The 23,751-nt window shown below is 56.3% G+C and carries 28 protein-coding genes and 1 tRNA gene; 15 read left to right on the top strand and 14 right to left on the bottom strand.

From position 1 onward, the window contains the following. Positions 1 to 4 precede the first annotated feature (4 nt). The 11 genes from AABB29_RS01320 to AABB29_RS01270 all read left to right on the top strand — a co-directional run bounded on the left by AABB29_RS01320 (position 5) and on the right by AABB29_RS01270 (position 10,527). Positions 5 to 631 carry a CatA-like O-acetyltransferase gene (locus AABB29_RS01320; RefSeq protein ID WP_341368658.1) on the top strand — a complete coding sequence of 209 codons (627 nt, stop codon included), beginning with the start codon at positions 5 to 7 and terminating at the stop codon, positions 629 to 631. A gap of 141 nt (positions 632 to 772) precedes the next feature. After that, a complete protein-coding gene (locus AABB29_RS01315; protein WP_373636729.1) occupies positions 773 to 1,219 on the top strand; it encodes a hypothetical protein in 447 nt (148 codons plus the stop codon). Between the two features lie 19 nt (positions 1,220 to 1,238). Next, complete coding sequence (locus tag AABB29_RS01310; RefSeq protein WP_341368660.1) at positions 1,239 to 3,047, top strand: methyl-accepting chemotaxis protein; 1,809 nt, start codon at positions 1,239 to 1,241, stop codon at positions 3,045 to 3,047. A gap of 239 nt (positions 3,048 to 3,286) precedes the next feature. Beyond that, positions 3,287 to 4,960, top strand: a complete 1,674-nt coding sequence (gene rpsA / locus AABB29_RS01305) for a 30S ribosomal protein S1 (protein WP_341368661.1) — start codon at positions 3,287 to 3,289, stop codon at positions 4,958 to 4,960. 353 nt (positions 4,961 to 5,313) lie between these two features. Next, complete coding sequence (ihfB, locus tag AABB29_RS01300) at positions 5,314 to 5,595, top strand: integration host factor subunit beta (protein ID WP_341368662.1); 282 nt, start codon at positions 5,314 to 5,316, stop codon at positions 5,593 to 5,595. A gap of 42 nt (positions 5,596 to 5,637) precedes the next feature. After that, positions 5,638 to 5,994 (top strand): LapA family protein, encoded by a 357-nt coding sequence (locus tag AABB29_RS01295; protein ID WP_373636728.1) that lies wholly within the window; start codon positions 5,638 to 5,640, stop codon positions 5,992 to 5,994. Next, on the top strand, positions 5,994 to 6,641 hold the full coding sequence (locus AABB29_RS01290) for a phosphoribosylanthranilate isomerase (protein WP_341369028.1): 648 nt from the start codon (positions 5,994 to 5,996) through the stop codon (positions 6,639 to 6,641). The genes AABB29_RS01295 and AABB29_RS01290 overlap by 1 nt, the downstream gene beginning before the upstream one ends. An 82-nt stretch (positions 6,642 to 6,723) precedes the next feature. Beyond that, complete coding sequence (gene trpB, locus AABB29_RS01285) at positions 6,724 to 7,953, top strand: tryptophan synthase subunit beta (RefSeq protein ID WP_341368663.1); 1,230 nt, start codon at positions 6,724 to 6,726, stop codon at positions 7,951 to 7,953. Positions 7,954 to 8,256: 303 nt separating this feature from the next. Further along, a tRNA-Lys gene (locus tag AABB29_RS01280) sits at positions 8,257 to 8,332 on the top strand. Positions 8,333 to 8,730: 398 nt separating this feature from the next. Continuing rightward, positions 8,731 to 9,864 (top strand): slipin family protein, encoded by a 1,134-nt coding sequence (locus AABB29_RS01275; protein WP_341368664.1) that lies wholly within the window; start codon positions 8,731 to 8,733, stop codon positions 9,862 to 9,864. A 222-nt stretch (positions 9,865 to 10,086) separates the two neighbouring features. Next, positions 10,087 to 10,527 carry a hypothetical protein gene (locus AABB29_RS01270; protein ID WP_341368665.1) on the top strand — a complete coding sequence of 147 codons (441 nt, stop codon included), beginning with the start codon at positions 10,087 to 10,089 and terminating at the stop codon, positions 10,525 to 10,527. 27 nt (positions 10,528 to 10,554) lie between these two features. On the opposite strand, the gene AABB29_RS01265 is transcribed toward AABB29_RS01270, so the two are convergent. The 10 genes from AABB29_RS01265 to AABB29_RS01220 all read right to left on the bottom strand — a co-directional run bounded on the left by AABB29_RS01265 (position 10,555) and on the right by AABB29_RS01220 (position 17,966). Beyond that, positions 10,555 to 11,100 carry a helix-turn-helix transcriptional regulator gene (locus tag AABB29_RS01265; protein WP_341368666.1) on the bottom strand — a complete coding sequence of 182 codons (546 nt, stop codon included), beginning with the start codon at positions 11,098 to 11,100 and terminating at the stop codon, positions 10,555 to 10,557. A gap of 5 nt (positions 11,101 to 11,105) precedes the next feature. Then, positions 11,106 to 11,612, bottom strand: coding sequence for a hypothetical protein (locus AABB29_RS01260; protein WP_341368667.1), 507 nt, complete (start codon positions 11,610 to 11,612; stop codon positions 11,106 to 11,108). 107 nt (positions 11,613 to 11,719) lie between these two features. Next, positions 11,720 to 12,097 carry a DUF2237 domain-containing protein gene (locus AABB29_RS01255; protein ID WP_341368668.1) on the bottom strand — a complete coding sequence of 126 codons (378 nt, stop codon included), beginning with the start codon at positions 12,095 to 12,097 and terminating at the stop codon, positions 11,720 to 11,722. Position 12,098: 1 nt separating this feature from the next. Continuing rightward, positions 12,099 to 13,253, bottom strand: coding sequence for a serine hydrolase (locus tag AABB29_RS01250; protein ID WP_341368669.1), 1,155 nt, complete (start codon positions 13,251 to 13,253; stop codon positions 12,099 to 12,101). Positions 13,254 to 13,304: 51 nt separating this feature from the next. Further along, the gene (locus AABB29_RS01245) at positions 13,305 to 14,327 is read right to left on the bottom strand and encodes a DUF2332 family protein (RefSeq protein ID WP_341369029.1); all 1,023 of its coding nucleotides are present in this window, start codon (positions 14,325 to 14,327) and stop codon (positions 13,305 to 13,307) included. Between the two features lie 11 nt (positions 14,328 to 14,338). Further along, a complete protein-coding gene (gene pth, locus AABB29_RS01240; RefSeq protein ID WP_341368670.1) occupies positions 14,339 to 15,031 on the bottom strand; it encodes an aminoacyl-tRNA hydrolase in 693 nt (230 codons plus the stop codon). Between the two features lie 32 nt (positions 15,032 to 15,063). After that, positions 15,064 to 15,555, bottom strand: a complete 492-nt coding sequence (locus AABB29_RS01235; RefSeq protein ID WP_341368671.1) for a hypothetical protein — start codon at positions 15,553 to 15,555, stop codon at positions 15,064 to 15,066. 151 nt (positions 15,556 to 15,706) lie between these two features. Then, positions 15,707 to 16,357: a 50S ribosomal protein L25/general stress protein Ctc gene (locus AABB29_RS01230; RefSeq protein ID WP_341368672.1), complete on the bottom strand. Its 651-nt coding sequence runs from the start codon at positions 16,355 to 16,357 to the stop codon at positions 15,707 to 15,709. Positions 16,358 to 16,451: 94 nt separating this feature from the next. Further along, positions 16,452 to 17,435 (bottom strand): Gfo/Idh/MocA family oxidoreductase, encoded by a 984-nt coding sequence (locus AABB29_RS01225; protein WP_341368673.1) that lies wholly within the window; start codon positions 17,433 to 17,435, stop codon positions 16,452 to 16,454. A 126-nt stretch (positions 17,436 to 17,561) separates the two neighbouring features. Beyond that, complete coding sequence (locus AABB29_RS01220) at positions 17,562 to 17,966, bottom strand: LuxR C-terminal-related transcriptional regulator (RefSeq protein WP_341368674.1); 405 nt, start codon at positions 17,964 to 17,966, stop codon at positions 17,562 to 17,564. A gap of 17 nt (positions 17,967 to 17,983) precedes the next feature. Between AABB29_RS01220 and AABB29_RS01215 the strand changes: the two genes are divergently transcribed. Then, complete coding sequence (locus AABB29_RS01215; RefSeq protein ID WP_341368675.1) at positions 17,984 to 18,346, top strand: nuclear transport factor 2 family protein; 363 nt, start codon at positions 17,984 to 17,986, stop codon at positions 18,344 to 18,346. After that, entirely contained in the window at positions 18,343 to 18,711 is a 369-nt protein-coding gene (locus AABB29_RS01210; protein WP_341368676.1) for a DUF1801 domain-containing protein, read from the top strand. The genes AABB29_RS01215 and AABB29_RS01210 overlap by 4 nt, the downstream gene beginning before the upstream one ends. Positions 18,712 to 18,806: 95 nt before the next feature. Here AABB29_RS01210 and AABB29_RS01205 read toward each other — a convergent pair whose 3' ends face one another. The 3 genes from AABB29_RS01205 to AABB29_RS01195 all read right to left on the bottom strand — a co-directional run bounded on the left by AABB29_RS01205 (position 18,807) and on the right by AABB29_RS01195 (position 20,768). After that, complete coding sequence (locus AABB29_RS01205) at positions 18,807 to 19,043, bottom strand: hypothetical protein (protein ID WP_341368677.1); 237 nt, start codon at positions 19,041 to 19,043, stop codon at positions 18,807 to 18,809. Positions 19,044 to 19,200: 157 nt separating this feature from the next. Next, positions 19,201 to 19,437 (bottom strand): hypothetical protein, encoded by a 237-nt coding sequence (locus AABB29_RS01200; protein ID WP_341368678.1) that lies wholly within the window; start codon positions 19,435 to 19,437, stop codon positions 19,201 to 19,203. A 167-nt stretch (positions 19,438 to 19,604) separates the two neighbouring features. Beyond that, the gene (locus AABB29_RS01195; protein ID WP_341368679.1) at positions 19,605 to 20,768 is read right to left on the bottom strand and encodes an alpha-hydroxy acid oxidase; all 1,164 of its coding nucleotides are present in this window, start codon (positions 20,766 to 20,768) and stop codon (positions 19,605 to 19,607) included. A gap of 141 nt (positions 20,769 to 20,909) precedes the next feature. Between AABB29_RS01195 and AABB29_RS01190 the strand changes: the two genes are divergently transcribed. Beyond that, on the top strand, positions 20,910 to 21,842 hold the full coding sequence (locus AABB29_RS01190; protein WP_341368680.1) for an AraC family transcriptional regulator: 933 nt from the start codon (positions 20,910 to 20,912) through the stop codon (positions 21,840 to 21,842). Between the two features lie 111 nt (positions 21,843 to 21,953). Then, positions 21,954 to 22,949, top strand: coding sequence for an alpha/beta hydrolase-fold protein (locus tag AABB29_RS01185; protein ID WP_341368681.1), 996 nt, complete (start codon positions 21,954 to 21,956; stop codon positions 22,947 to 22,949). 7 nt (positions 22,950 to 22,956) lie between these two features. On the opposite strand, the gene trpA is transcribed toward AABB29_RS01185, so the two are convergent. Continuing rightward, the gene (gene trpA / locus AABB29_RS01180) at positions 22,957 to 23,748 is read right to left on the bottom strand and encodes a tryptophan synthase subunit alpha (protein ID WP_341368682.1); all 792 of its coding nucleotides are present in this window, start codon (positions 23,746 to 23,748) and stop codon (positions 22,957 to 22,959) included. Positions 23,749 to 23,751: the final 3 nt, after the last annotated feature.

Genomic DNA, 23,751 nt, shown 5'->3' with positions numbered 1-23,751 from the left:
GTCCATGGCCCATCACATTGTTGATCAATCTACGTGGCCGCGCGCCGCGCAGTTCCGGTTCTTTCGCAGTTATGAAAAGCCGCATTATGCGGTGACATCGCGGCTGGATGTAACGCATCTGAGGGCCCGCAAAGCCGAGGGCGTTTCGGCCTATCGCGCCTGCCTTTATGCGATTGGCACCGGCCTGCATGCGGTGCCCGAGCTGTTGATGCGTTTTCGCGGCGATCAGGTCTTACGTTATGACATGGTCACGCTTTCGATGTCGGTGCCGACAGATGCGGGGTCTTTCAATTATGCGTATGTGCCTTATTTGGCGGGTTTCGCAGCATTTGATGCTCAGGCCCAGTCGTTGATTGCGCAGGCCGCACGCGGTGGGCCGTTGAACGCCAATAGCGGTGAACGGGATGATTTGGCCTATCTGTCCTGTATGCCATGGCTTGATTACACGTCGATGAATAATGCCTTGCCGGGCCCGGATGACTGCATCCCGCGCGTGTCATGGGGCAAATTCGTCGAACAAGACGGGCGCTGGGACATGGCGATGACGCTGGAAGTCCACCACGCGCTTGTGGATGGCGCGCAGGTTGGTGCCTATTTCGCAGCAGTACAGAAGGCGCTGGACGCTATTTAGCGCATGATCGCGCTTGCCTCTTATGCCAAGCAGGGATTGCTGCAATCCTAAGCCAAAGTATCGCAAATTCGAACGAGTTTGGACGTCGTAGACCGAATATTAAATTTTGGTGCGTAGCCATCATCAAGCTTTGTAGGAGGTATGATGATGAAGCGACTGATAACTTTCGTAAGTCTGTTGTTGTCTTGCGGCTCGGTGGCCGTGGCAAGCGATTTTGGTACAAAGGAACAATCACAAGATATCGCGGGTCAATTGTCCGCGATCGTGCAAACCGGCGGCGTAGACGCTGGGATTGACGCAATGCACGACCCTTCCCAACCGTTTTCGACATCAACCTTGGGGATTCACCTGTTTGAGGACGGTATTATCGTCGGCGATAACCGAGAGCCTGAATTGCTTGCTGCAGCCTATACTGAGGTTGAGGATTTGACGGGCGAGCCAATGTGGCCTCGGATCGTTGCGGCAGCGGATATGCGCGATGACGCGATGTTGGAATGGTACCACTACGACACAGAAGTTGAGTACACCTACGCGTGTTACAGCGAGTGGGCAATCGAAGGAACAGCACTCATCATGGTGTGCCGTTAATATTTTTGAGGGCCGTAAAATGAAGTTTATGAAGTCGGTTATTACGCGTTCGGTTTTGGTCACCACGCTGGTACTTGGCGCCTGTATGGCAGTTCTGTTGTCGACGGCCAATAACAGAATCCAATTGAATTTGGAGAATGATTTCGCCAAAAAGTCGATCGAAATCACCGGCTTCATTTCCAACCAAATTAACACGGGAACGCGTCTAAAACGTGCGGCGATGATTGAGCCCCAGTTGAACGCGCTTTTGCAAGATCCTTCACTGGATGCGGCAGCCTTGCGCGTTACGCATGTCGAAGGTGTTGAGGTCGCCAATTTGGTGGCCGAGGATCAGGTTGCCAGCGATATCCCTGCGATGTCTGCACCGGATTTTTCACTAGAGCCGACCACCGAGATTCAAGGCAGCTTCATGTCAGTGCGTGCGCCAATTATCTTGGGGGCGGGTGAGAACGCCACGCTGGTTGGCGAACTTGTGGTCGTTTGGGATAAGTCAGAATATCTCAGATCAGCGGCGGCTTTGACCGGTTTTCTGCGTAATGCGTTTTTGGCGACGGCCGGTGCGGTTGCATTGGCCTTGATGATCAGCATCTACATGATTATCGGGCGCCCGCTCTCGGGGATGGTCAGCGCATTGACTGCTGTAGCGCAGGGGCGCACGGACGTTCATTTGCCGCGTTCTAACACGACCGAGGTGCGTCAAATGGTCGACACTGTTGAGGTGTTCTTGGGTATCACGAAAGAACGGGCGCGGTTGCTTGAGGATCTGTCAGTCGTCATGGAAAAGGCAAAGCACGGTGATTTCTCAGGGCGTGTTCAGATTGAGGGTGATGCAGCGGATGAGCGGAATAATCTGCGTAATCTTGTCAACGGTCTGATGGTGGCGGTCGATACCGGTTTGAAGGAAACCATACGCGCGCTTGAAGGGCTGTCCAACCGTGACCTCACCGTTCGTATGGGCGGTGATGGTGAAGGTGCGTTTGGCAAATTGCGCGACGATGTCGCCCGCACAGCAAGTGAGCTGAATGCGACCATCCAAGCGATCCAAGGACGGGCCAGAGAAGTACAGCAAGCGGCAGGCCGGCTCAGCGCTTCGTCAGATCAATCGTCCCGCCGGTCACAAAATAATGCTGCGACGCTTGAGGAAACCACTGCCTCTATTTCCGTGGTGTCGGACGCGCTATCGAGCACGGCGCAGATCGCGCATGATGCCAAATCAATCTCAGATACCGCAAATATGCACGCACGTAAGGGTCAGGAAGTTGTGACTGGCTTAGTCGAAAAGATGAACGGTATTCGCGACAGTTCAATGAGTATCTCGGATATCGTAACACTGATCGATGATGTTGCGTTTCAAACCAATTTGTTGGCTTTGAACGCAGGTGTCGAAGCTGCCCGGGCGGGTGAGCACGGGCGCGGTTTTGCTGTCGTTGCCTCAGAGGTCAGGGCGCTGGCGCAGCGCACGTCGGAGTCCGCGTCCAGCATCAAGACCTTGGTCGCGACAAGTTCAGAGGAAATCTCGCTTGGCGTGGAGCAGGCACAGCAAGCGGGTCAATCCATTGGCGAGATCGTCGAATCGATTGATCAACTCGGCAACCAGATTGCAGACATTTCGGCCAAGGCCAGCGACCAAGCGACCGCTATTGATGAAATCCGTTCGGCTATCACCGATCTTGATCGCAGCACGCAGGAAAATGCCGCCGTGGTCAATGAAACTTCCGAATTGGCGCATGAGCTGAGCAACGGATCGCGCTCCATGATGGAAATGGTCGCCGTCTTTGAGGTCGAACAAAGCGGCGGACAAGGACATCCCATGAAGGCCGTGGCATAGGCGTCAAAACCCCTTGTCTTAAGGGGCGCGGGGCCTTATACGCGGCCTTGTCGAAGCGTCGAGACAGGCGCGGGCGTGAGACTTGAGCGGGGTCGGTACTATACCGGCCCTGTTATTTTATGTCCGTGGGTGACGCCAGACCAATGAAACCCCGCTCATCTTTGATGGGCATTTATCCAAAGACCGGCGGAGACAACCGCTCGGCCCGTATAAACCAAACGTTAGGAAAACGACGCCAAATGGCTAACACAATGGAAGAGTTTGAAGCGCTCCTGAATGAAAGCTTCGAAATGGACACGCCCAGCGAAGGGTCTGTTGTCAAAGGCAAAGTCATCGCAATTGAAGCGGGCCAAGCCATCATCGACGTAGGCTACAAAATGGAAGGCCGCGTTGAGCTGAAAGAATTTGCAAACCCAGGCGAAGACCCCGAACTGGCCGTTGGCGACACTGTTGAAGTGTTTCTGCGCCAGGTTGAGAACGCCAAAGGCGAAGCCGTCATTTCCCGCGAAATGGCCCGCCGCGAAGAGGCCTGGGACCGTCTGGAAAAAGCCTATGCCGACGAAGAACGCGTCGATGGCGCGATCTTTGGCCGCGTCAAAGGTGGTTTTACCGTCGATCTTGGTGGCGCTGTGGCGTTCTTGCCAGGCTCTCAGGTTGATGTCCGCCCAGTGCGTGACGCGGGCCCATTGATGGGTCTCAAGCAGCCATTCCAGATCCTGAAAATGGACCGCCGCCGCGGCAACATCGTTGTCTCCCGCCGTGCGATCCTTGAAGAATCCCGTGCCGAACAGCGCGCCGAAGTCATTGGCAACCTGACCGAAGGCCAGGAAGTTGACGGCGTCGTCAAGAACATCACCGAATACGGTGCGTTCGTTGACCTTGGCGGTGTTGACGGTCTGTTGCACGTGACTGACATGGCATGGCGCCGGGTCAACCACCCATCCGAGATCCTGACAATTGGTGAAACGATCAAGGTGCAGGTCATCAAGATCAACAAAGAAACTCACCGTATCAGCCTGGGCATGAAGCAGCTGCAGGACGATCCTTGGGATGCTGTTGAAGCCAAGTTCAGCCTTGGTTCGGTTCATCAGGGCCGCGTAACCAACATCACCGACTATGGTGCATTTGTTGAGCTGGAAGCGGGTGTTGAAGGTCTGGTACACGTCTCCGAGATGTCTTGGACCAAGAAAAACGTCCACCCCGGCAAGATCGTGTCGACCTCTCAGGAAGTCGAAGTCATGGTTCTGGAAATCGACAGCACCAAGCGCCGCGTTTCCCTTGGCCTGAAGCAGACACAGCGCAACCCATGGGAAGTCTTCGCCGAGCAGTTCCCTGAAGGCACTGAAGTTGAAGGCGAAGTCAAAAACATCACCGAATTCGGTCTGTTTGTTGGCCTTGAAGGTGATATCGACGGCATGGTGCACCTGTCTGACCTGACATGGGAAGGCCGCGGCGAAGACGTCATCGGTGATTTCCGCAAAGGTGACGTGGTCAAGGCCAAGGTTGCTGAAGTTGACGTGGAAAAAGAGCGTATCAGCCTGTCGATCAAAGCCCTGGACGGTGATCCGTTCGCCGAGGCTGTTGGCGGCGTCAAGCGTGGTTCGGTTATCACCGTTGAAGTCACCAAGATCGAAGATGGTGGCATCGAGGTGGATTATGAAGGCGCAAAATCCTTCATCCGTCGCTCTGACCTGTCCCGTGACCGTGCCGAGCAGCGTCCAGAGCGTTTCGGCGTTGGCGACAAGGTCGACGTGCGCGTGACCAATATCGACAGCAAGACCCGCAAGCTGGGTCTGTCGATCAAGGCGCGTGAGATCGCAGAAGAAAAAGAAGCGGTTGAGCAATTCGGTTCCTCTGACAGCGGCGCATCCTTGGGCGATATCCTTGGTGCAGCTCTGAAGGGCGACGACTAAAGACCCGAACTGAGTTCGAAGCAACATTGGGCCCCATCGCATTCATGCGGTGGGGCCTTTTCTATGTCCATTTGCTGAACGCAACGTCGAAAAAGGCAGGGTATGTCCACGGCGAACCCTTCGAAACTGTGACCCGAATCGCAAGCTGTCAAAACAGGCGAGCATGGTTTGGCCGATGCCCCTTGATTGCGGTAATCCCATCAAAACACAGCGAATTATTCGAAATCTGCCCTGATTTTGACGCGAAAGTGGGGATTCCTGCTATTTCACCATGGCACCAAACTGCCTATAGTCGCTGAAAGGCAAGAAGAACTGCGTGTTAAGTGTTAGATTACTGGCGGGAGGCCAAAATTATGATCCGTTCCGAATTGATTCAGAAAATCGCCGATGAAAACCCGCATCTTTATCAACGCGATGTCGAGAAAATCGTAAATACCATTTTTGAAGAAATCACGACTGCGATGTCGAATGGTGACCGGGTCGAACTGCGTGGTTTTGGCGCGTTCTCGGTCAAAAAGCGGGATCAACGCGTCGGCCGGAACCCCCGTACAGGCGAATCTGTCGATGTCGAAGAAAAACACGTTCCTTTCTTTAAGACGGGGAAACTCTTGCGTGATCGCTTGAACGGGAACTGAATTCTGGTTCATTTCCCTGGCCGTTTGCGATAGGACAGACCCATGAAAACGATCCGTTACGCCTTTTGGGGCATCATCCTTGTTTTGCTTGTGCTCGTTGGGCTGGCAAATAGCAGCTATGTCACACTGCGCGCGATGCCTGTCGCGCTTGGTGATTTGTTTGGGATTTCACCAGATATCGATCTGCCGCTTTACGTCGTGCTATTCATCGGCGTCGGGGCGGGTTTGTTAATTGGCTTCTTGTGGGAATGGCTGCGCGAAAGCCGGATGCGCGCCGAAAGGCGCGTCAAAGCGCGTGAGGTCGAACGGCTCAAACGCGAAGTTGACCAGCTCAAAGGGGCTGCCGCCGGCGCTAAAGACGATGATGACGTGCTGGCATTGCTTGAAAAGACAGGCTGATGGCCACTGACATGCGGGTCAAGATTTGCGGGCTGCGCGATGCGGCGGCCATTGATGCGGCTGTTCAGGCGGGCGCGGCCTATATCGGCTTTGTTTTCTTCGAAAAATCCCCACGTCACATCAGTGTTGCGGATGCGGCAAAACTTGCGGCCGGTGTGCCTGCGGGCGTAGCGAAAGTCGCGCTCGTGGTGAACCCTGACGATGCGCTGCTTGATCGCATCTTGGACACTGTACCGCTGGACATGATCCAACTACACGGATCCGAGGCGCCCGCGCGGGTGGCGGAAATCAAGGCGCGGTACGGGCTGCCGGTAATGAAGGCCGTTGGTGTCGCAGGCCCGGATGATCTGGTATTAATCGACAGCTACGCCGCCGTGGCCGACCAAATTCTTGTGGATACCAAGCCGCCCAAAGACGCCAAACTGCCCGGTGGCAACGGTGCGCGGTTTGACTGGACGCTGATCGCGGGGCGCCGCTGGCCGGTGCCTTGGATGCTGGCGGGCGGGCTTGATCCGGTGAATGTGGCCGAGGCGGTCGCGGTAACGGGCGCGCAGCAGCTGGATCTGTCATCTGCAGTCGAATCTGCACCTGGTGTCAAAGACCCCAAGCTGATCGCGGCATTCATGGCTGCGGTCCGCGACATTTGACGCAACCCGATCCCCGCATCTGGGATTTACCATTGCCGACGAAGACGGTACTGCTGGCGGGCGCAAACTAGCAGGTGTTCTGATGGCCAATGATCTCTTTAACAGCTTTATGACCGGTCCCGATGAAAAGGGGCGTTTTGGCGATTTTGGCGGGCGTTTTGTTTCGGAAACACTGATGCCGCTTATTCTTGAGCTTGAGCAGCAATATGAGCACGCCAAGACGGACGAAACTTTCTGGGCAGAGATGCATGATCTTTGGACGCATTATGTCGGCCGTCCCAGCCCGCTTTATTTTGCCGAACGGCTGACCAATCATTTGGGCGGCGCCAAGATCTACCTCAAACGGGATGAGCTGAACCACACCGGCGCGCATAAGATCAACAATGTACTGGGACAGATTATTCTGGCCCGGCGCATGGGCAAAAGCCGGATCATCGCTGAAACCGGGGCGGGGCAGCACGGCGTGGCGACGGCCACCGTTTGCGCCAAATTCGGGTTGAAATGCGTGGTCTATATGGGCGCGCATGATGTCGAACGGCAGGCACCTAACGTGTTCCGCATGCGTCTTCTTGGGGCCGAGGTGGTGCCGGTCACATCCGGGCGCGGTACATTGAAAGACGCAATGAACGACGCGCTACGCGACTGGGTGACCAATGTGCGTGATACGTTTTACTGCATCGGGACTGTCGCTGGTCCGCACCCTTACCCTGCAATGGTACGTGATTTCCAAGCCATCATCGGCAAGGAAACCCGTGAGCAGATGCAGGCCGCCGAAGGGCGTCTACCCGATACGATTATTGCGGCCATCGGGGGCGGTTCCAATGCGATGGGGCTGTTCTACCCATTCCTCGACGATAAAGAGGTGAACATCATCGGGGTTGAGGCTGGCGGCAAAGGCGTCAACCAAAAGATGGAACACTGCGCCTCGCTCACAGGCGGACGGCCGGGCGTTTTGCACGGCAACCGGACCTATCTTTTGCAGGATGATGTGGGGCAAATCCTTGAAGGATTTTCCATCTCTGCAGGGCTGGATTACCCCGGGATCGGGCCAGAACATGCTTGGCTGCATGATATCGGGCGGGCCAAATATGTCGCGATTACAGATGTCGAAGCGCTTGAGGCATTCCAACTTTGCTGCGCGCAAGAAGGGATCATTCCCGCGCTTGAGCCCTCGCACGCCCTGGCCCATGTGATGAAAATTGCGCCTGAGCTTCCCAAGGACCATCTGTTGGTGATGAATATGTGTGGTCGCGGGGACAAAGACATTTTCACCGTGGCCAAACATCTTGGCTTCGATATGTCCTCTGAATAGGGCGCTGTGATTTGAAACAATTGCAAAGCTGACCCGTGGTCAACTGGTGCCCGCCGCGTTTTCTGCGCAGCGGGCTTTTCGTTTGTTGCGCAAGTGGGTAATTTTGTTGCGTCTTCGCCACAGCTGTCCTCGACTGCGCATGTTCTCTGTTGAGCGAATCCAGCCCTTTCGCCTATTCAACGCCTCCCAATCAGACGGATCGGACCCTAGCGGCCAGAGGTGATCACTCTGCCGGTGCGGGCGGCGCTGCCAGCCCCGTATGCCAGGGCCGAAATGTCATCTGGGATGCCCTTAAAGGCACCACTCAGTGTAGCTCATTTGGTAGAGCAATAGACTTTTAATCTATCTGTAGCGGGTTCGATTCCCGCCATTGAAACCACGGTAAATGCGAAAGCATTGAGGTTCGACTCCTCTCTCAGACGTCTTCCAAACGTCTTTCAAGTGGGTATCCGGGGTTGCCTCAGCAGGGGTGATCTGCCCGCTTTCGATGGCACTGCTGTCGGAAAACGACTGGTCATCACTGCTCTGCTGGTTTGGCGGCGGCAGGTGATGGCATCCACGGCTTTGGGTCCGGTCAGCGGTGATTTCGATCATCCACGACCGCGCCCTTGGCCTTGGCTGTCCGCTCTCTTGTCTGCCCCTGAACGGGCATGGCGCGGGGCGGCCCCGGATATCTTTCACACCTGTCATCCATTCTGGATGCAACCCACCAAACCCTCAAAGGAGATCGCATTGCGACACCGACGTTAACCGCAAGATATATAAGGAGAAAACATCATGTTGCGGATATTTGATACACTGACTGGCCATCGTCGGCTGGTCTTGACAGAAAATGACCGGGCCATCCTGACGCGTAAAGGGCGTACCGTTGATATGCTGGGCGCTGGCGAACACCGGATCAAACGCGACGATGTTGTCGAACAGCACAAGCTGACTTCGGCGATCTTCTCGGGCGGAAACGTGGATGCGCTGTTGCGGGATGCACCTGATTTGGCGGCAAAGCACCTTGTCGAATTGCGCACGGACGCAAACGAGGTGGCGGTCGTCATGCGCGAGGGGCGTCTTTTCACGGCACTTGCACCTGATAGCCGGATGCATTTGTGGGCTGATGCAGGGCCCTTCGATGTGACCCGGCATGATGTGGCGGCCGATGTCCGTGTACCCGATGATCTGGCCAAACGGTTGATGCGGGCGCGCCTGACATCGCTCATGACCGCAGCCGAGGTGGCCGAAGGTCATGTGGGTGTTATGACCCTCGATGGGGCCAACCCCACTGTGCTGGCATCCGGGGCGCATATGTTCTGGAACGCGGGCGCGCGCGTGGCGGTCAAACATGTGGATATGCGTCTGCGGTCCCATGACGTCACCGGGCATGAGATCCTGACGCGTGACCGTGTCACGTTGCGGGTGAACCTCGCCGCTGACTTTCGGGTGGTGGACCCTGTGACAGCCGTCACCAAGGTCCGCGACTTTGAAGAAGCGTTGCACCGGGCACTGGGTCTGGCCTTTCGCCGGACATTGGGGGCACTGACCCTCGATGCGCTCTTGGCCGATAAGGTCGCTGTGGATGCCGAGGCCGCTGATGCGGTCCGTGCAGAAATGGCCACCTTGGGGGTCGAAGTCGGGGCAATCGCGTTGAAGGACGTGATCCTGCCGGGCGAGATGCGCGATATCCTGACCGCGGTGGTCGCTGCCGAAAAAGAGGCAGAGGCCAACGTGATCCGGCGCCGCGAAGAAACCAACGCCACCCGGTCGCTGTTGAACACAGCCAAGGTGATGGCCGAAAACCCCGTGATGCTGCGGCTCAAAGAGCTTGAAGCGCTCGAGGTGATCGCAGGCAAGGTCGAGCGGCTGACCGTGCATAACGGCACCGCAGGCCTTTTGGGCGACGTGGCCAAATTGCGTGACTAAAAACGGCCCATCCGGGGGGAACCTCGGGTGGGTTATTGCGGGCTGGGCCCGGAATTGATATCAAAAATCCATATAATGAAGGGTGTTTTTGGCGCGGCTTGCGTATCGTCGTTGTTATGATCTGTTTTGTGCCACGTGTTTAAGACTGTTTGCGCCGCGATGGGCGCGCCACTGATTGATTGCTGGCAAAGCGTGCCAAAATAAGATGGAGCGCAACAAAATATGAAGTATTCATCACTCTCTGGGACAGTGTCCCATGTGAACCAGTCGACCGAAATCCGTGGACGCGGGGGGCGTGTCCGCTCTGACAAATGGATGAGTTTTCGGGTCGACGGAACGCCCGTTGTCACACCGATTTCGGCCAGCGTCGCAGATGGCGATGAGGTTGCAGTCGCCGGCGCTTCCCGCAACTCAGAACTTGTTGTGATGGGCATGCATAACTACACCACCGGCAATACCTATCGTGAGCCGCTTAAAAACTGGTTATTGGTCGTCGGCGGGGCCTTTGTGTTGCTTGGCTTGTCCTTGTTGAAATTCCTGATTGGTATTTTCCCGATATTGCTAGGGGCATATTTCCTGTTCTTGTATAATATGGGGCGGAAGACCAACGCATTGCTTGATGAGGCGCTGCTCCAAAAACCACCGAAATCCACATCTGAGTGAGCATTTCAATGGTGCAGACTTTTGCGACTATGCGGCCGCGGGGACCGCATTTGGCGCTGTCTTTTGCGGCGCCTCCGACATGATCGCATCGACAAACAGCCCCATCAGCTGCGCCCGACTAGTGACATCGGCTTTGCGAAACACTGCATTGATTTGCGTTTTGACGGTTGCTTCGCTTTTGCCGCGCAAATCCGCGATCTCGCTATTGGAATAACCGCGCAAGGCGAACATGGCGACATCCCGTTCGGACGGGGATAAGGACCATTCGTCAAAGAACTCGGTCATCACGTCGCCAAACGCGCCCGAGGCCGCGCGCAATTGCCGGTCCACATCGTTCATGCGCCGCCGCATCTGGCGAAGCAAAAGGATAGCTGTGACCGAACCGATCACCAGCCCGAGACTCGCCAGGATCTGTAGTATTTCCCGCCAGACAAAGGGCAGCGCCCAATGGCGCAGGCCCAGGACTTCAGTCAAAAACTCGGCCACGAAAAACCCGGCGCAGAGTATTTGAAAGGCCGTCAGACATCCTAGAAAGACGAGGGATATCTGTTTTTGGGATGTCGGGCGGCGCATTGGGTTTAGTCAAACCCACGCGAATACGTCACCGTCGCGTCCACGCCGGACCCGCCGATATTGTCCTGGCTGGCACTGACTGAGCCACTGCCATAAGCGCCAGAACCGCTGTTGATCCCAACCGTAACCGATCCGCTGATGTCAAAACTGATCCCATCATCTTCGGGAACAGGCTCACTACCCGCGGCCATCGCGGCCTGCAGGGCGGCGGCATCGTCATCAATGGGCATATCAAGCAGCACGTCAGACAGGATTTCACCAGTGGCGCGGCTGACCACGATTTCGCGGCGATGCAGGCCGTTATTGGCAACGATCATGGTCCGGCCCAAAAGGGTCGTGGACACATCCTCGATGTCGTAATTGGTTGCCTGCAGGCCGCCGATGACGTCCGTATAATCGCGGTTTTGCGCCAATACATAAGCGCCAGTGGCATCGTCAAACGCGTCCTGCGCGATGGCCAAAGACGGTACTAGGCTAATGATCAAGGCGGCTATGGCAAGGGAATGTTTCATCTTGGCTGCTCCAAATGCTGTTTGGTCCGATCTAGCAACAATCATGGGCCAGTGCGATCACTCTGGCGGGGGAAAACCGCGCTTTCAACCCGTAGGTTGATCAGCACTTAATCCAAAATCACGGCATATTCGCGCAAGACGTCGATCGGCACGATATCCAGCGCACGGACATGTGTCGCATGCAGGTTCACTTGCGGTGCGCAGCCTTCTTCGTGCGCTTGCAGGAACCGGCTGGCGCAAAGACACCACTGATCCCCGGATTTGAGGCCCGCAAACCCATATTCAGGACGCGGAGTGCTCAGGTCATTACCGACATATTTTGAAAAAGCCAAAAACTCATCCGTCATCACGGCGCAAACCGTATGGCTGCCGGTATCGGCGGCGCAGGTGTCGCAGGCTCCGTTACGGAAAAAACCGGTCATCGGCTCCGTTGAACAGGGCGCAAGCGTGCTACCAAGCACATTGAATGAGGGGTCTTTTTCCATATCAGTTTAGGCTTTCTGCGATCAGGCGAAAAATCTCTTCATTTTGACGCTGCACACCCGGTTCGCGAAACAGGCGGTCCGCCCCATGGGTGGCGATAACGACGTCATTGACCTGATCAACATAAAGATACTGACCGTAAATGCCACGTCCCAAAAACTGACCGGGCTCTGATCCATCGGGCATCCACCATTGATACCCATAGCCAATCGCACCGGGGGCTGTATTGGCGCTGGCGCGGGTTGATGCGGCGACCCAATCGGCAGGGACCACCTGTTGCCCGTTCCAAGCGCCGCCATTTGCGAACATCTGACCAAACCGGGCATTGTCGCGGGTCGTCGTATTCAGCCCGCCCAGCACAAAGGCCGTGCCATACCCATCTGTCAGAAAGTAGGGATCGGCTTCAAAACCCATCGGTTGCAGGATTTTTTCGCGCATCAGATCGTGGATCGTACGGCCTGTCGCACCGCGAATGACCATGCCAATCACATGCGTATCGATGGAGACATATTGCCACTTTTCCCCTGGGGCAGCAAAGTTTTCGTCTTGGCTGGCAGCAAACGCATCCATCGACCGGCCCAGCGCCAGCACGCGACCCATCCGGTTGATATCCGAAAAGAAATCCAGGTAGTCTTCGTTGAACGTGATCCCTGATTGCATCTGCAAAACATCGACAATGCGCGCATCGGCATAGGCCGAATTGGCCAATTCAGGCACGTATTTCACCACCGGGTCTTCGATACTCTCGATATCGCCATCTGCCAGAACCACGCCGAAAAGCGCGGAGAGATAGCTTTTTGAGATCGACCAGTTGATCCGCAAATCATCGGCGGCGGTGCCCTGGTAGTATTCTTCGAACACCACCGCGCCGTCCTTCAGCACGACCAGTGATGTCACGCTGCGGGCTGTGACCCAATCGGTGACCTCGGGCGGCAGCGTGGCGGGCAAAGCTTGGGGCAGGGGGCTGACATCTGTTTCTTCACCGCTAAGCTGTTGGTGCAGGAATATCTGGTCCATACCAGAAAAATTGGCGACGATCTTTTCATCTGAAAACAGATCAAGCACGCCCATCAAGCGGATGATTTCGGCCCGTTTCCAGACGCCAAACGCCAATAGAACAAGCGCCGTCACCAGCATTAATTTCAACAGTCTTTTCATGTGATATTCCTCTCCGCCCAGCGGTGAGCATGCCGCGCGGTGGGGTGCGTTTCAAGCGTTGGTTGCGGGCGCCGTCCAATTGATCCAGCGACCGTGAAAATCAGCGCGTCCCAGATCAATACGCAGATCACCGGGCCACAGCCGCAGTGTCAGGGCCGCACCGGCATTGCCGCCATCATCTTCCATCCCAAACCAGGCAAGCGGATTGGCATCTGTGGCCGCTTTGCCTGCGGCCTCAATCAGCGCCCTGCCTTCGTGCTGTTTTGTTTCGGGGAAATATTGCCAGGCCACCGTGCTGTAGATCAGATGCAACTGGCCAGGTTCATGCGACAGCCGCCCCGATAGCCAGTCAATCGCATCGCCCCGCGTCACGGCTGTGTCTGCCGCCCCAATCGCGGCCTTGGTCAAGGCCAAACGATGTGGTTGATCGGGCCACAGATAGGCTTGCAGGCGTAATGCATCGCGGTGTGGATCAAGCGGGTTCAAATCGACACCGGCTTGGGCGACGATCTGAGGCCGGGTGTTTGGGGGCAAAACGCCGGTCCAATCAGGGGACAATGTCAGGACAGGATCCGCCGCGCCGAAATGATTGTCCTGGGCCGTCATCGCGTAGCGATGCCAGTTCAGGTTCAACCCAGCGCTTGCGCCCAATTCCGAGCATCGGATCGGCAACCCAAAACGGTCGGCCAGCCAATGGCCCACAGCGATCAACGTGGCCGAGCGGCGGACTTCATTCGTTTGCGGCGGGCTATCAAGCCAGCGGTCAATCTTTGCCGCATCCGTGATCAGCGCAGCTGAAATAGCGCCCCAAAGCGTATCATCATCAGGCGTCGCAGGCGGATAGACCTGCGCCAGACCATCATGGCCATCCAGCCGCAGCGCGTGCAAGGCGCCGGTCAGGCGCAACGTAATCGATTGGCTGCGCGGGCTGATATCGCCGGGCCAATGAAACATACGGTCGCGGATCTGGCCCTCAGGCCATGGGCGGGTCTCGAAAAGTCGGATCAATTGCCCCATAAAGGGCGAACCGAGGCTTTCGCAAGCCTTGGCTTGCCGCTGGAAAGCGGTTGATATGTGCGGGGGCGCTAGCGAAACCGATCCACAAGCTTTTGCAAGGCGGACCTGTCATCAGCTGGGGCGGCGGGCGATGCCTTGGCAGGCTCCGGCGCCGTGCCAGGTTTGGGTTTCGGGGATGATTTTGACGAGCGGGGCGGGTTCACACGCAAGGCAATCGCATTGAGAAACTTTGGGCCATCACCGGCCACCAGATCAGCAATACCATCGCCAATCCCGCGCATTTCATCATCCAGCCAGTCAGCATCGGCCTTGGGGAAATCGCGCAGTACATAGCCAGGCACCGCGTCTTTATGGCCGGGATGGCCAATGCCCAGCCGAACCCGATCATAGTCAGGGCCGATATGGCCGTGGATCGAACGCAGCCCATTATGGCCGGCATGGCCGCCGCCTGTCTTCAGGCGCACTTTGCCGGGGGCTAGATCAAGCTCATCATGAAAGACAATGATATCGCTTGGGCTAAGCTTAAGATAGCGCATCGCCTCGCCAACCGATTGGCCCGAAAGGTTCATAAAGGTCTCGGGCTTAAGCAGCGTCACCTTATCAGAGCCCAAACGGCCCTCGGCGACTAGCCCCTGGAATTTCGTGCGCCACGGCCCAAACCCATGATCAGAGGCGATCTGATCCATGGCCATAAAACCAATATTGTGGCGATTGCGCGCATATTTTGCGCCAGGATTGCCAAGACCAACAAGTAACTTCATGCGCGCATCTTAACGGATGCTGCAATGCGGCGCTAGCGGTCTAATGCAACCAGCTGGGAAAAGCGTAATTGAAGGTCGGTATAGGGATGCACGCCATTGATGGTCTCTTGCAGATTGCCCGCGCCATCGAAGAGTAGCAGGGTGATGCGCGGGGCGGCATATTGGGCAGCAAAGGCGGCGCCCGTGGTGCTGGTGAGGCTGGCAATCACATATTGCAGCTCGGATTCGTCAAAGGCTTCCAATGCGGTGCGGGTTTCGCGTTGCAAATCGCGGCATGACGGGCATTGCGGGTCATGGACCTGAACAACCATGGGAACACCTTGGCCAACACGGCTAAGATCATGTTCGGATATGGTTGCCATCACGGTGCTTGCCGTCAGAAAACCAGCAACACCCAAAACAGCGGCTCCAATCAGCCCGTTGCGCAGCAAAGCACGGCGATTTGGGGCCTTCGCTGGCCCGGCCTCGGCCTGCGCGGCGTGAGGTTTCTTTTTGGGTTGGTGGCGTTTGCGCTGCTTTTTCATGACATCCTCAGGTTCATGCAGGGAACCTGTCACAAAACCCGGGCAAGGATGACTAAATTTGACGTGATCGCGTGTGAGCGTGACCCGAACAGAAAATGAAAAAGGGCACCCGCTGGGGTGCCCTCTTAATCGTTTGAAGATGGCGAAGGAATTACTCCTCAGCGGCCTCTTCAGTTGCTGCTTCGGCTTCATCGCCGGCTTCATCTTCGTCGTCGTCGTCAGCCAGCAGCGCGCGAGGCGCAGCCACATTAGCGATCACAAAGTCGCGGTCGGTGATGGCCGGGGTTGCGCCTTCGGGCAATGTGACATCGCTGATGGAAATCGTATCGCCGATTTCAACTTCGGCCAGATCGATTTCGATGTTTTCAGGAATGTCGCCAGCCAGAACTTCCAGCTCAACTTCGTTGCGTACAACAGTCAGAACGCCGCCCTTTTTGACGCCGGGGCATGTGTCTGCATTCAGGAACTCAACAGGGATAAAGATCTTCACGCGGCTGGTGCGCTTCAGGCGCATCAGGTCGATATGCGTGGGCAGATCTTTGACAACGTCACGCTGGACGCCACGGCAAATCACGCGGACATCTTCCTGGCCTTCGACCTTCAGGTTGAAAAGCGTGGACATAAAGCCGCCTTTGCGCAGCTTTGTCAGCAGGTAGTTGAATGGGATGCTAATCGCGAGCGGGTCTGCGCCGCCGCCATAAACAATGCCAGGTACGTCGCCATCACGGCGAGCTTGGCGGGCGGCCCCCTTGCCTGTCCCCGCGCGTACCTTGGCGTTCAGATCTGGGATCTTTCCAGCCATAGTATTTCTCCGATATGTAGGGGCCCGCCTCCAAGGGTGTCCGAGCCCGGTGAAGCCCGCTCTATAGGGGGGATTCGTTTTTTTGGAAAGGGGTTTATGCAGACCTCAGCCCGGCAAAGATCGTCTCGACCAATTCTGTGCTTTGACGGCCCGCAGCGGCGCTGCACGGATTGGGCGCATCATCCAGAAAATGCGCAACGACCCGGGCAATAAACGGTTGATGAACATGGGGCGGGTCCGGCAGGTCGATCTGACTATGGGCACCTTCAATCTGCAGGTCAATCGCAGAGGGGCGAAAAAAGCCCATTTCCGCACGGCCCTTTGCGCCATGAAAGATAACGGCTTCCTCATCCGCCGCAGCGGCATATGCACAAAGCCCCATTGCCGGAAATTCCTTAAAATCCAGCATGAATTGGACCAGGTCCTCAGCGGCATGCAAATTGGCTTGGTTCTTTCTTAGTCCCGTGGCTGCTGCAGGCGATCCAAAGACATAAGTCAGCCAGTCCAGCGTATGGGTCTGCATGTCCACAAAACTGCCGCCACCGCCAATCGAAGGATCGGTTTTCCAGTGCTGGGCAGATTGCTGGTCGGCCCGGCGGAATTGCCTGACTTCGATCAGGCGCAAGGGCCCTATCGTGCCGTCGGCGATCAATTCTTTGAGCTTCTCAAACCGGGGCAGGGCGCGGCGATAATAGGCGACGCATAACTTGCCGCCGGTCTCACGGATGGCGTCTTCGATTGCGTCGCACTCATTGGCATTTAAGGCGATCGGCTTTTCGACCAGCACATTCTTGCCCGCTTGCAGGGCGCGAATGGCATAACCCGCATGGGAACTGGGCGGTGTCGCGATGTAGATCGCATTGATATCAGGATCGTTGATCAGCGCATCCGCGTCATCCGTGGCGCGGGCGACATTATGGCGGCGGGCATAATCGGCCGCCTTCTGTGCGTCGCGGCGCATGACCGCGACAAGTTGCGAGCGTGCAGTCTTTTGCAAGGCAGGGCCGCTTTTGACTTCGGTGACATCACCGCAGCCCAGGATACCCCATCGGACGGTGTGCGCATCGGTGTTTTGCATTAGGCTGGCTCCAAAATCTACACGCGTCAGGATAAATCGGTTCAACCACGCTAGCCCGGCGCGGCAGGATTGCAAAGCAGATTGCCTATCCATCTTTGGATGGATTGTTCGAAAGTTGGGCGCGGCTTAACCTGATTGCGATGCTTGTGCAGCAGCGATGACAGCGCTGCGCGATGGAAGGGAAAGCCGGTGCAAAATAGCGTGAACATGATCCTTTGTGGTGGCCAGCGAAATCCCCAAAGATGCAGCGATCTGTTTGTTCGATTTACCCGCGATGATCTGGCTCGCGACCTCGCGTTGGCGGGCCGTCAGGGGGGCAAGAAACTTGTCGATACCCGGTTGCGCCCGGACGGTGACAAGCGGTGCTCCAATGGCGGCGCTGGCCTCCAGATCAATGCTCAGCTGGGTGCCGGGTTTGGCAATATCGGCAAGGGCGGCGATCACGTTTTCCGGGATTGGACGGGGGGCGCCATTTTGCAATGCAACCAGACTGTGGCGCAGCGCAGCAAGAACTTCAGGATCAACCGACATCACAAAGGGCCTTTTTTATGAACCAGATGCCACTTCAGATCAGCAATTTCTTCCTGGCAATGCAAGCCGGACCGGCCGGGTTCGAGCGGCTGGGCGCGCTTTTTGCGCCTGATGCAACCTATGCAGAGCCTTTTTCAGCACAAAGCACCCCGCATCAGGGGCGCGAGGCGATCATGGCCGCATTTCAAGCCAGCAGGACTGACGCCTTTGATGATGCATTGATCAGCCTTGGGGCCGTCAGCGTTCAGGATACGCAAATCACCGTCAAATGGACCTGCATTTCACAGGCCATACCAGGCGGGCAGGGCAGCGGAACGAATGTTTTTGAAATGCAGGACGGTCTGATTAAATCGCTTGTGACAACACTGGATATGCCATGAAAACCCCCGAAGTGGATCGCTGGCTGGACGCCTATGACAATCCCATGAAGCCCGTGGTTGCAGCGATGCGCGATCTGATCCTAAGCGCTGATGAAAGGGTGGGTGAGTGCATCAAATGGCAGGCGCCGACATTTGTGTATCAGGGGAACATCGCCAGCTTCTTTCCCAAGGCACGCAAACATGCATCACTGATGTTTCACAAAGGGGCCCAGATCGCCGGCGATTTTCCAAATCTGATCGGCGATGGAAAAGAGGCGCGCAGTTTCAAAGTGCACGATCTTGATGATCTTGGGGCAAAACGGGATGAGTTGCAGCAGATCATCCGGGCCTGGTGCGATCAAAAGGATGGTGAACAGCCCATTTGAACCCGCCGAAAAACAGAAAGGCAGCATCCGCAGATGCTGCCCTCTGTATAATAATTGAGTCTTCGGCGGGTTACAGACGCCGCCTTGTTTTTCAATTAGCTGACGTCGTCATCGTCGTCCTCTTCATCTTCGTCCAGCGCAGCAACAACCAGCAATGCGGCCAAAACGCCAACAATGATGTAAACCGGGCTGATGGACGATGTGGATGGTTCTTCCACCTCCATCACCTCAACGGGTGCTTCGACAATCTCGTCGGAAAGGCCACCGGCAAAGGCGAAAGTCGAAGCAGCGACGATCGGTGCTGCAAGAATGAGTGCTTTGTTGATTTTCATAGTGTTAATCCTTGTCCCTCGTTTGGATTATGAGAAAGTTGCGTTTGCTGGCAGCAAACAGCGTTGGTTGTCGCCAGGGCCTTCTCAAGCTGATCTGGCAACAACAATTTTGGTACCAAACACAAGTTTGCGTTTGATCAAAACAAGCAATTTGCCCTTATAAGTCGTCGACCTCATCGTCGTCATCATCTTCATCCAGCGCAGCCACAACCAGCAATGCGGCCAGAACGCCAACGATGATGTAAACCGGGCTCACGGATGATGTGGGTGGCTCATCGATTTCCATGACCTCAACTTCTGGTTCGATAATCTCGTCGGATAAGCCGCCAGCCAATGTTGTTGTAGCAAATGCAGAAATCGCAGCCGTCGCGGCCAGCGTTTGAAAAATGCGCATGTAAAAGCTCCTTCAGTTGGACATACAGATAAAATGCGCCTCTTACGGACGCCTTACGCCCGTTTTGATAACTTGCCTTGGCGCAACGTCAATCAATTCTTGTGCAGAACGGGCATATTTTCCCCAGAATTTCCGGAAAACCTGAACTCATGCTGCGTTTTAGGCAGTTATTCCCATTTTCCGGCAAAACCTTCGGGGACCAATAGGACATCTCGGTCAAGCGTCTTAACATCGCGCCGACCGCACAGCGCCATGGTTGTGTCCAGCTCTTTGTGGATGACCTCCAGCGCCTTTGTGACCCCTTTTTCGCCCATTGCGCCCAGCCCGTTAATATAGGCCCGGCCGATATAAGTGCCCTTCGCCCCCAATGACAGCGCCTTCAGCACGTCTTGCCCCGACCGGATGCCGCTATCCAGATGCACCTCGATCTTGTCGCCGACCGTATCCATGATCTCAGGGAGCATCCGGATTGAGGACAGGGCACCATCCAGCTGACGGCCGCCATGGTTTGAAACCACAATTGCGTCAGCGCCCAGCGCGACAGCCTTCTTGGCATCCTCGGCATCCAAAATACCTTTCAGGATCACCTTGCCGCCCCACATCTTCATCAGCTCGGCCACGCGGTCCCAATCAAGCGATTGGTCAAAGGCCTCAGCCGTCCAGGACGACAAGGATGACGGATCTTCAACGCCGGCAGCATGGCCAACGATATTGCCAAAGAACCGGCGTTTGGTCTGCAACATCTCAAGTCCCCAAGGCACCTTGGTGGCCAGGTTGGCCATGCTCGAAAGCGTAAATTTAGGCGGGGCGGACAGGCCATTTTTCAAATCCTTATGGCGCTGGCCCATAATTTGCAGATCAAGGGTGATGACGATGGCCGAACATTTCGCGGCGCGGGCCCGGTCGAACAGGCGCTTCATGAAATCATCATCGCGTAATGTGTAGACCTGAAACCAGAATGGCTTGGTGGTATGTTCAGCGACGTCCTCAATCGAACAAATCGACATCGTGGATAGGGTAAAGGGTACCCCGAATTTCTCGGCGGCGCGGGCGGCTTTAATCTCGCCATCGGCAGATTGCATGCCGGTCAGACCAACGGGGGCAAGGGCAACGGGCATCGCGACGTCTTCGCCGATCATCTGGGACGCGGTATTGCGATTTGTCATATCCACCGCAATGCGCTGGCGCAGGCGGATCTGATCAAAATCTGATGTGTTCTCGCGAAAGGTCTGTTCGGTCCAGCTGCCGCTTTCGGCATAATCATAAAACATCCGCGGTGTCCGGCGTTTATGGAGGCGCTTGAGATCGGCGATTGTGGTAATGACAGACATGCTAAATCCTCAAATTGGTAACTATTACTTACCAGTTTGACTATTTTGAGCAAGGGGGCAGCAGAAAGAAAAGCAAAAATCCTCTGTCTTGTTTGGCGCAATGAACGCACTTACCCTGACGTTAGGTCTGGGGAGGGAAATGTGCCAAAGCAGGAATTCCTACCGAAGGATGAAGGCCTGATGGACACGGCGCATAGTTTTGCCTTGCCCGATGTGTTTTCCGTCCAGGATCAAACAGGCGGGGTGGCGATTGTGCTGCATGACGGTGCGCGCAAACCACGGCGGATCATGATCACCCTGTCGACCCATGCGATCTCATTTGTGCTGCGCGGGCAAAAGCGGCTGGCGGATGGGGCGCAGACGACTGTGCTGACGGCAGGGGCAATGATGCTTTACACGCAAGGCGCGCAGCTTGTTGTCGAAGACAGCCCTGACTACCGCTCGCTCATGCTGTTCTTTTCGAATGACGTGTTGGCCGATTTTTTGAACACGCAAAATATCACGCCTACGGGGGATGCTGACGGACAGCGGCACCGGGCCTTTGCGCAGTCAGCGCTTCTGGGGGATATGGGGCAAGCCATGGCAGAATTGGCGGGCAAACATGGGGCGATGTCGCCCCAGATGCGGCGCTTGTGGTGCCATCAGGCGCTGCGCGGGCTGTACGACACGCATGGGGACGTGGGTTTCAGTACCTTGCGCAGCCACCAGCCCGTCGATGGGGACACGCGGATTTCCCAAGTGCTTGAGGCACATTGGCAAGAAGGGCTGAACGTAGACGAACTTGCCTTTCTGGCAGCGATGTCGCCGTCCACGTTTAAACGGCGGGTGCAAGCGCTTTATGGGATGTCACCCAAAGCGTGGTTGGATACGCGCCGGATGGGGTATGCGTGGCATTTGCTGGCCGTATCGGGACGGAAACCATCGGAAGTGGCGCATCTTCTGGGCTATGCAAATGGCTCAAGCTTTGCGCAGGCCTTTCGGCGGCAGTTTGGGGTTGCGCCCCGGGATGCGGCGGGCAGTGCAGTGAAGCCGCCCGCAGACGCCACCGAAACGCCCGAGGTGCTGCGGGTCTGATCTGCGCAATATTTGACCTAAAATGAACAGGAATTGACCGGCAAGGACAGGGCAGAGCGCGCTAGGCTTATGGAAATCGCAAACAAATTCCCAACACGGCAGGACCACCTCATGACCGCAAAAAAGCAAGCAAAACAGCAACAACTCAACCGGCGTCACCTCTTGATGGCCGGGGGCGCCACAGGTCTGGCCGCACCCGCGCTGATCGGGGCGCCTGCAAATGCCATGCCACTCACCCAGGAACCAAAAGTCGAAAAAGGCGAGATTATTTATCTGCCGATGTTTGATGCCAAAGCCGTCACCGCGCGCGACGTGGTGATCTGGCTGCCGCCCGAAGAAATGCGGACAGGGCCGCTTCCCGTGATCTATGTCAATGATGGCGAGGCGATCTTTGACGCCAATGCATCGCCCTATGGCACGTCATGGGAAATGGACCTGATCCTGCATATGCTGGCACATCAAGGGGTGGGGCCGGTGATGGTGGTCGGGATTGCGGCCGATGCAGAAAGACGGTCGCGAGAATACAACCTGCCCACTGTGGCGGCATATTTCGATGATGTGCTTGGCGATCTTCTGAACCGGTCCTGCGGGGGCGAAAACCTGACCGGCGACTACTTTGATTTCATCATCAATGAGCTCAAACCCTATGTCGATGCGAATTTCGACACGCTGCCAGACCGGGATAACACCTATATGATCGGGGCGTCGATGGGGGGGATGCTTCCGCTTGAGGCACAGCTGTCCCATGCGGATGTGTTTGCGGGCGGGATTGGCATGTCAGCGCATCTGGTCCTGTTCGGGCCGGGGCTGCAATTTTCCGACTACCCGGCTGATGCCGGGGCCCGGGTTGAGGCTGCATTGCGTGAAGCGCTCGTGGCGCATCTGCCCGCACCAAACGGCAACCGGCTTTATTTCCAACGGGGAACGGTCGATTTGGACGCGCTCTATGGCGGATCACACACAGCCACGGCCGAGGCCTTGCTGCGAAAGGGCTACAACTTCGGGCAGGACTTTAAGATGGTGATCGACAAAGGCGCGTCGCACTATGACACGTTCTGGAAATTGCGGCTGCCAGAGGCGCTGCGCTTTATGATCAATGGGGCCTGACGGCAGCTCAGGCGCTATGGGTGCCGTCAGCCAGTGATTTTACAAAAGCCAGCACTGCGGCGGTGCTGTCGCCCTTTGCAATACGCTCTACAATCGCCGAACCAACAACCGCACCATCCGCAACGCCTGCAATAGCAGCGGCAGCTTCGGGGGTTTTGATCCCGAAGCCGACGATGACAGGCAGGTCGGTTTGGGATTTGATTCGGGCAACCTCTGGGGCGACATCCCCAGCCTGGGCATCGGCTGTGCCGGTGATCCCGGTCATGGAGACATAATAGACAAAGCCCGAGGTGTTTTTCAGTACAGCAGGCAAGCGCTTGTCATCGGTGGTTGGGGTGGCGAGACGGATAAAGTTGATACCGGCCTTCTGGGCGGGAATGCAAAGCTCTTCGTCCTCTTCAGGGGGCAGATCGACGATGATCAGCCCGTCAATACCCGCCGTCACAGCATCGGCGAGAAAGGCATCGACACCGCGCGCATAGATCGGGTTGTAATATCCCATCATGACAATCGGGGTAGTGTCATCGCTCTTGCGCAGCTCTCGGGCGTATTCCAGGGTCTTCTCAAGGGTTTGGCCGCCTTCCAAGGCGCGTTGTCCGGCCAGCTGGATCGTGGGGCCATCGGCCATAGGATCAGTGAACGGGACGCCCAGCTCAATAATGTCAACGCCTGCGCCAGGCAGGCCTTTGACGACCTCAAGACCGGTGTCGTAATCAGGATCGCCTGCCATAACATAAGCCACAAAGGCCTTGCGGCCCTGCGCTTTCAATTCAGCAAATTTCGCGTCAATTCTGCTCATGTC

It is taken from the genome of Yoonia sp. BS5-3, from assembly GCF_038069655.2.
Classification (GTDB): domain Bacteria; phylum Pseudomonadota; class Alphaproteobacteria; order Rhodobacterales; family Rhodobacteraceae; genus Yoonia; species Yoonia phaeophyticola.
This window is presented reverse-complemented; position numbering and strand designations above follow the sequence as displayed.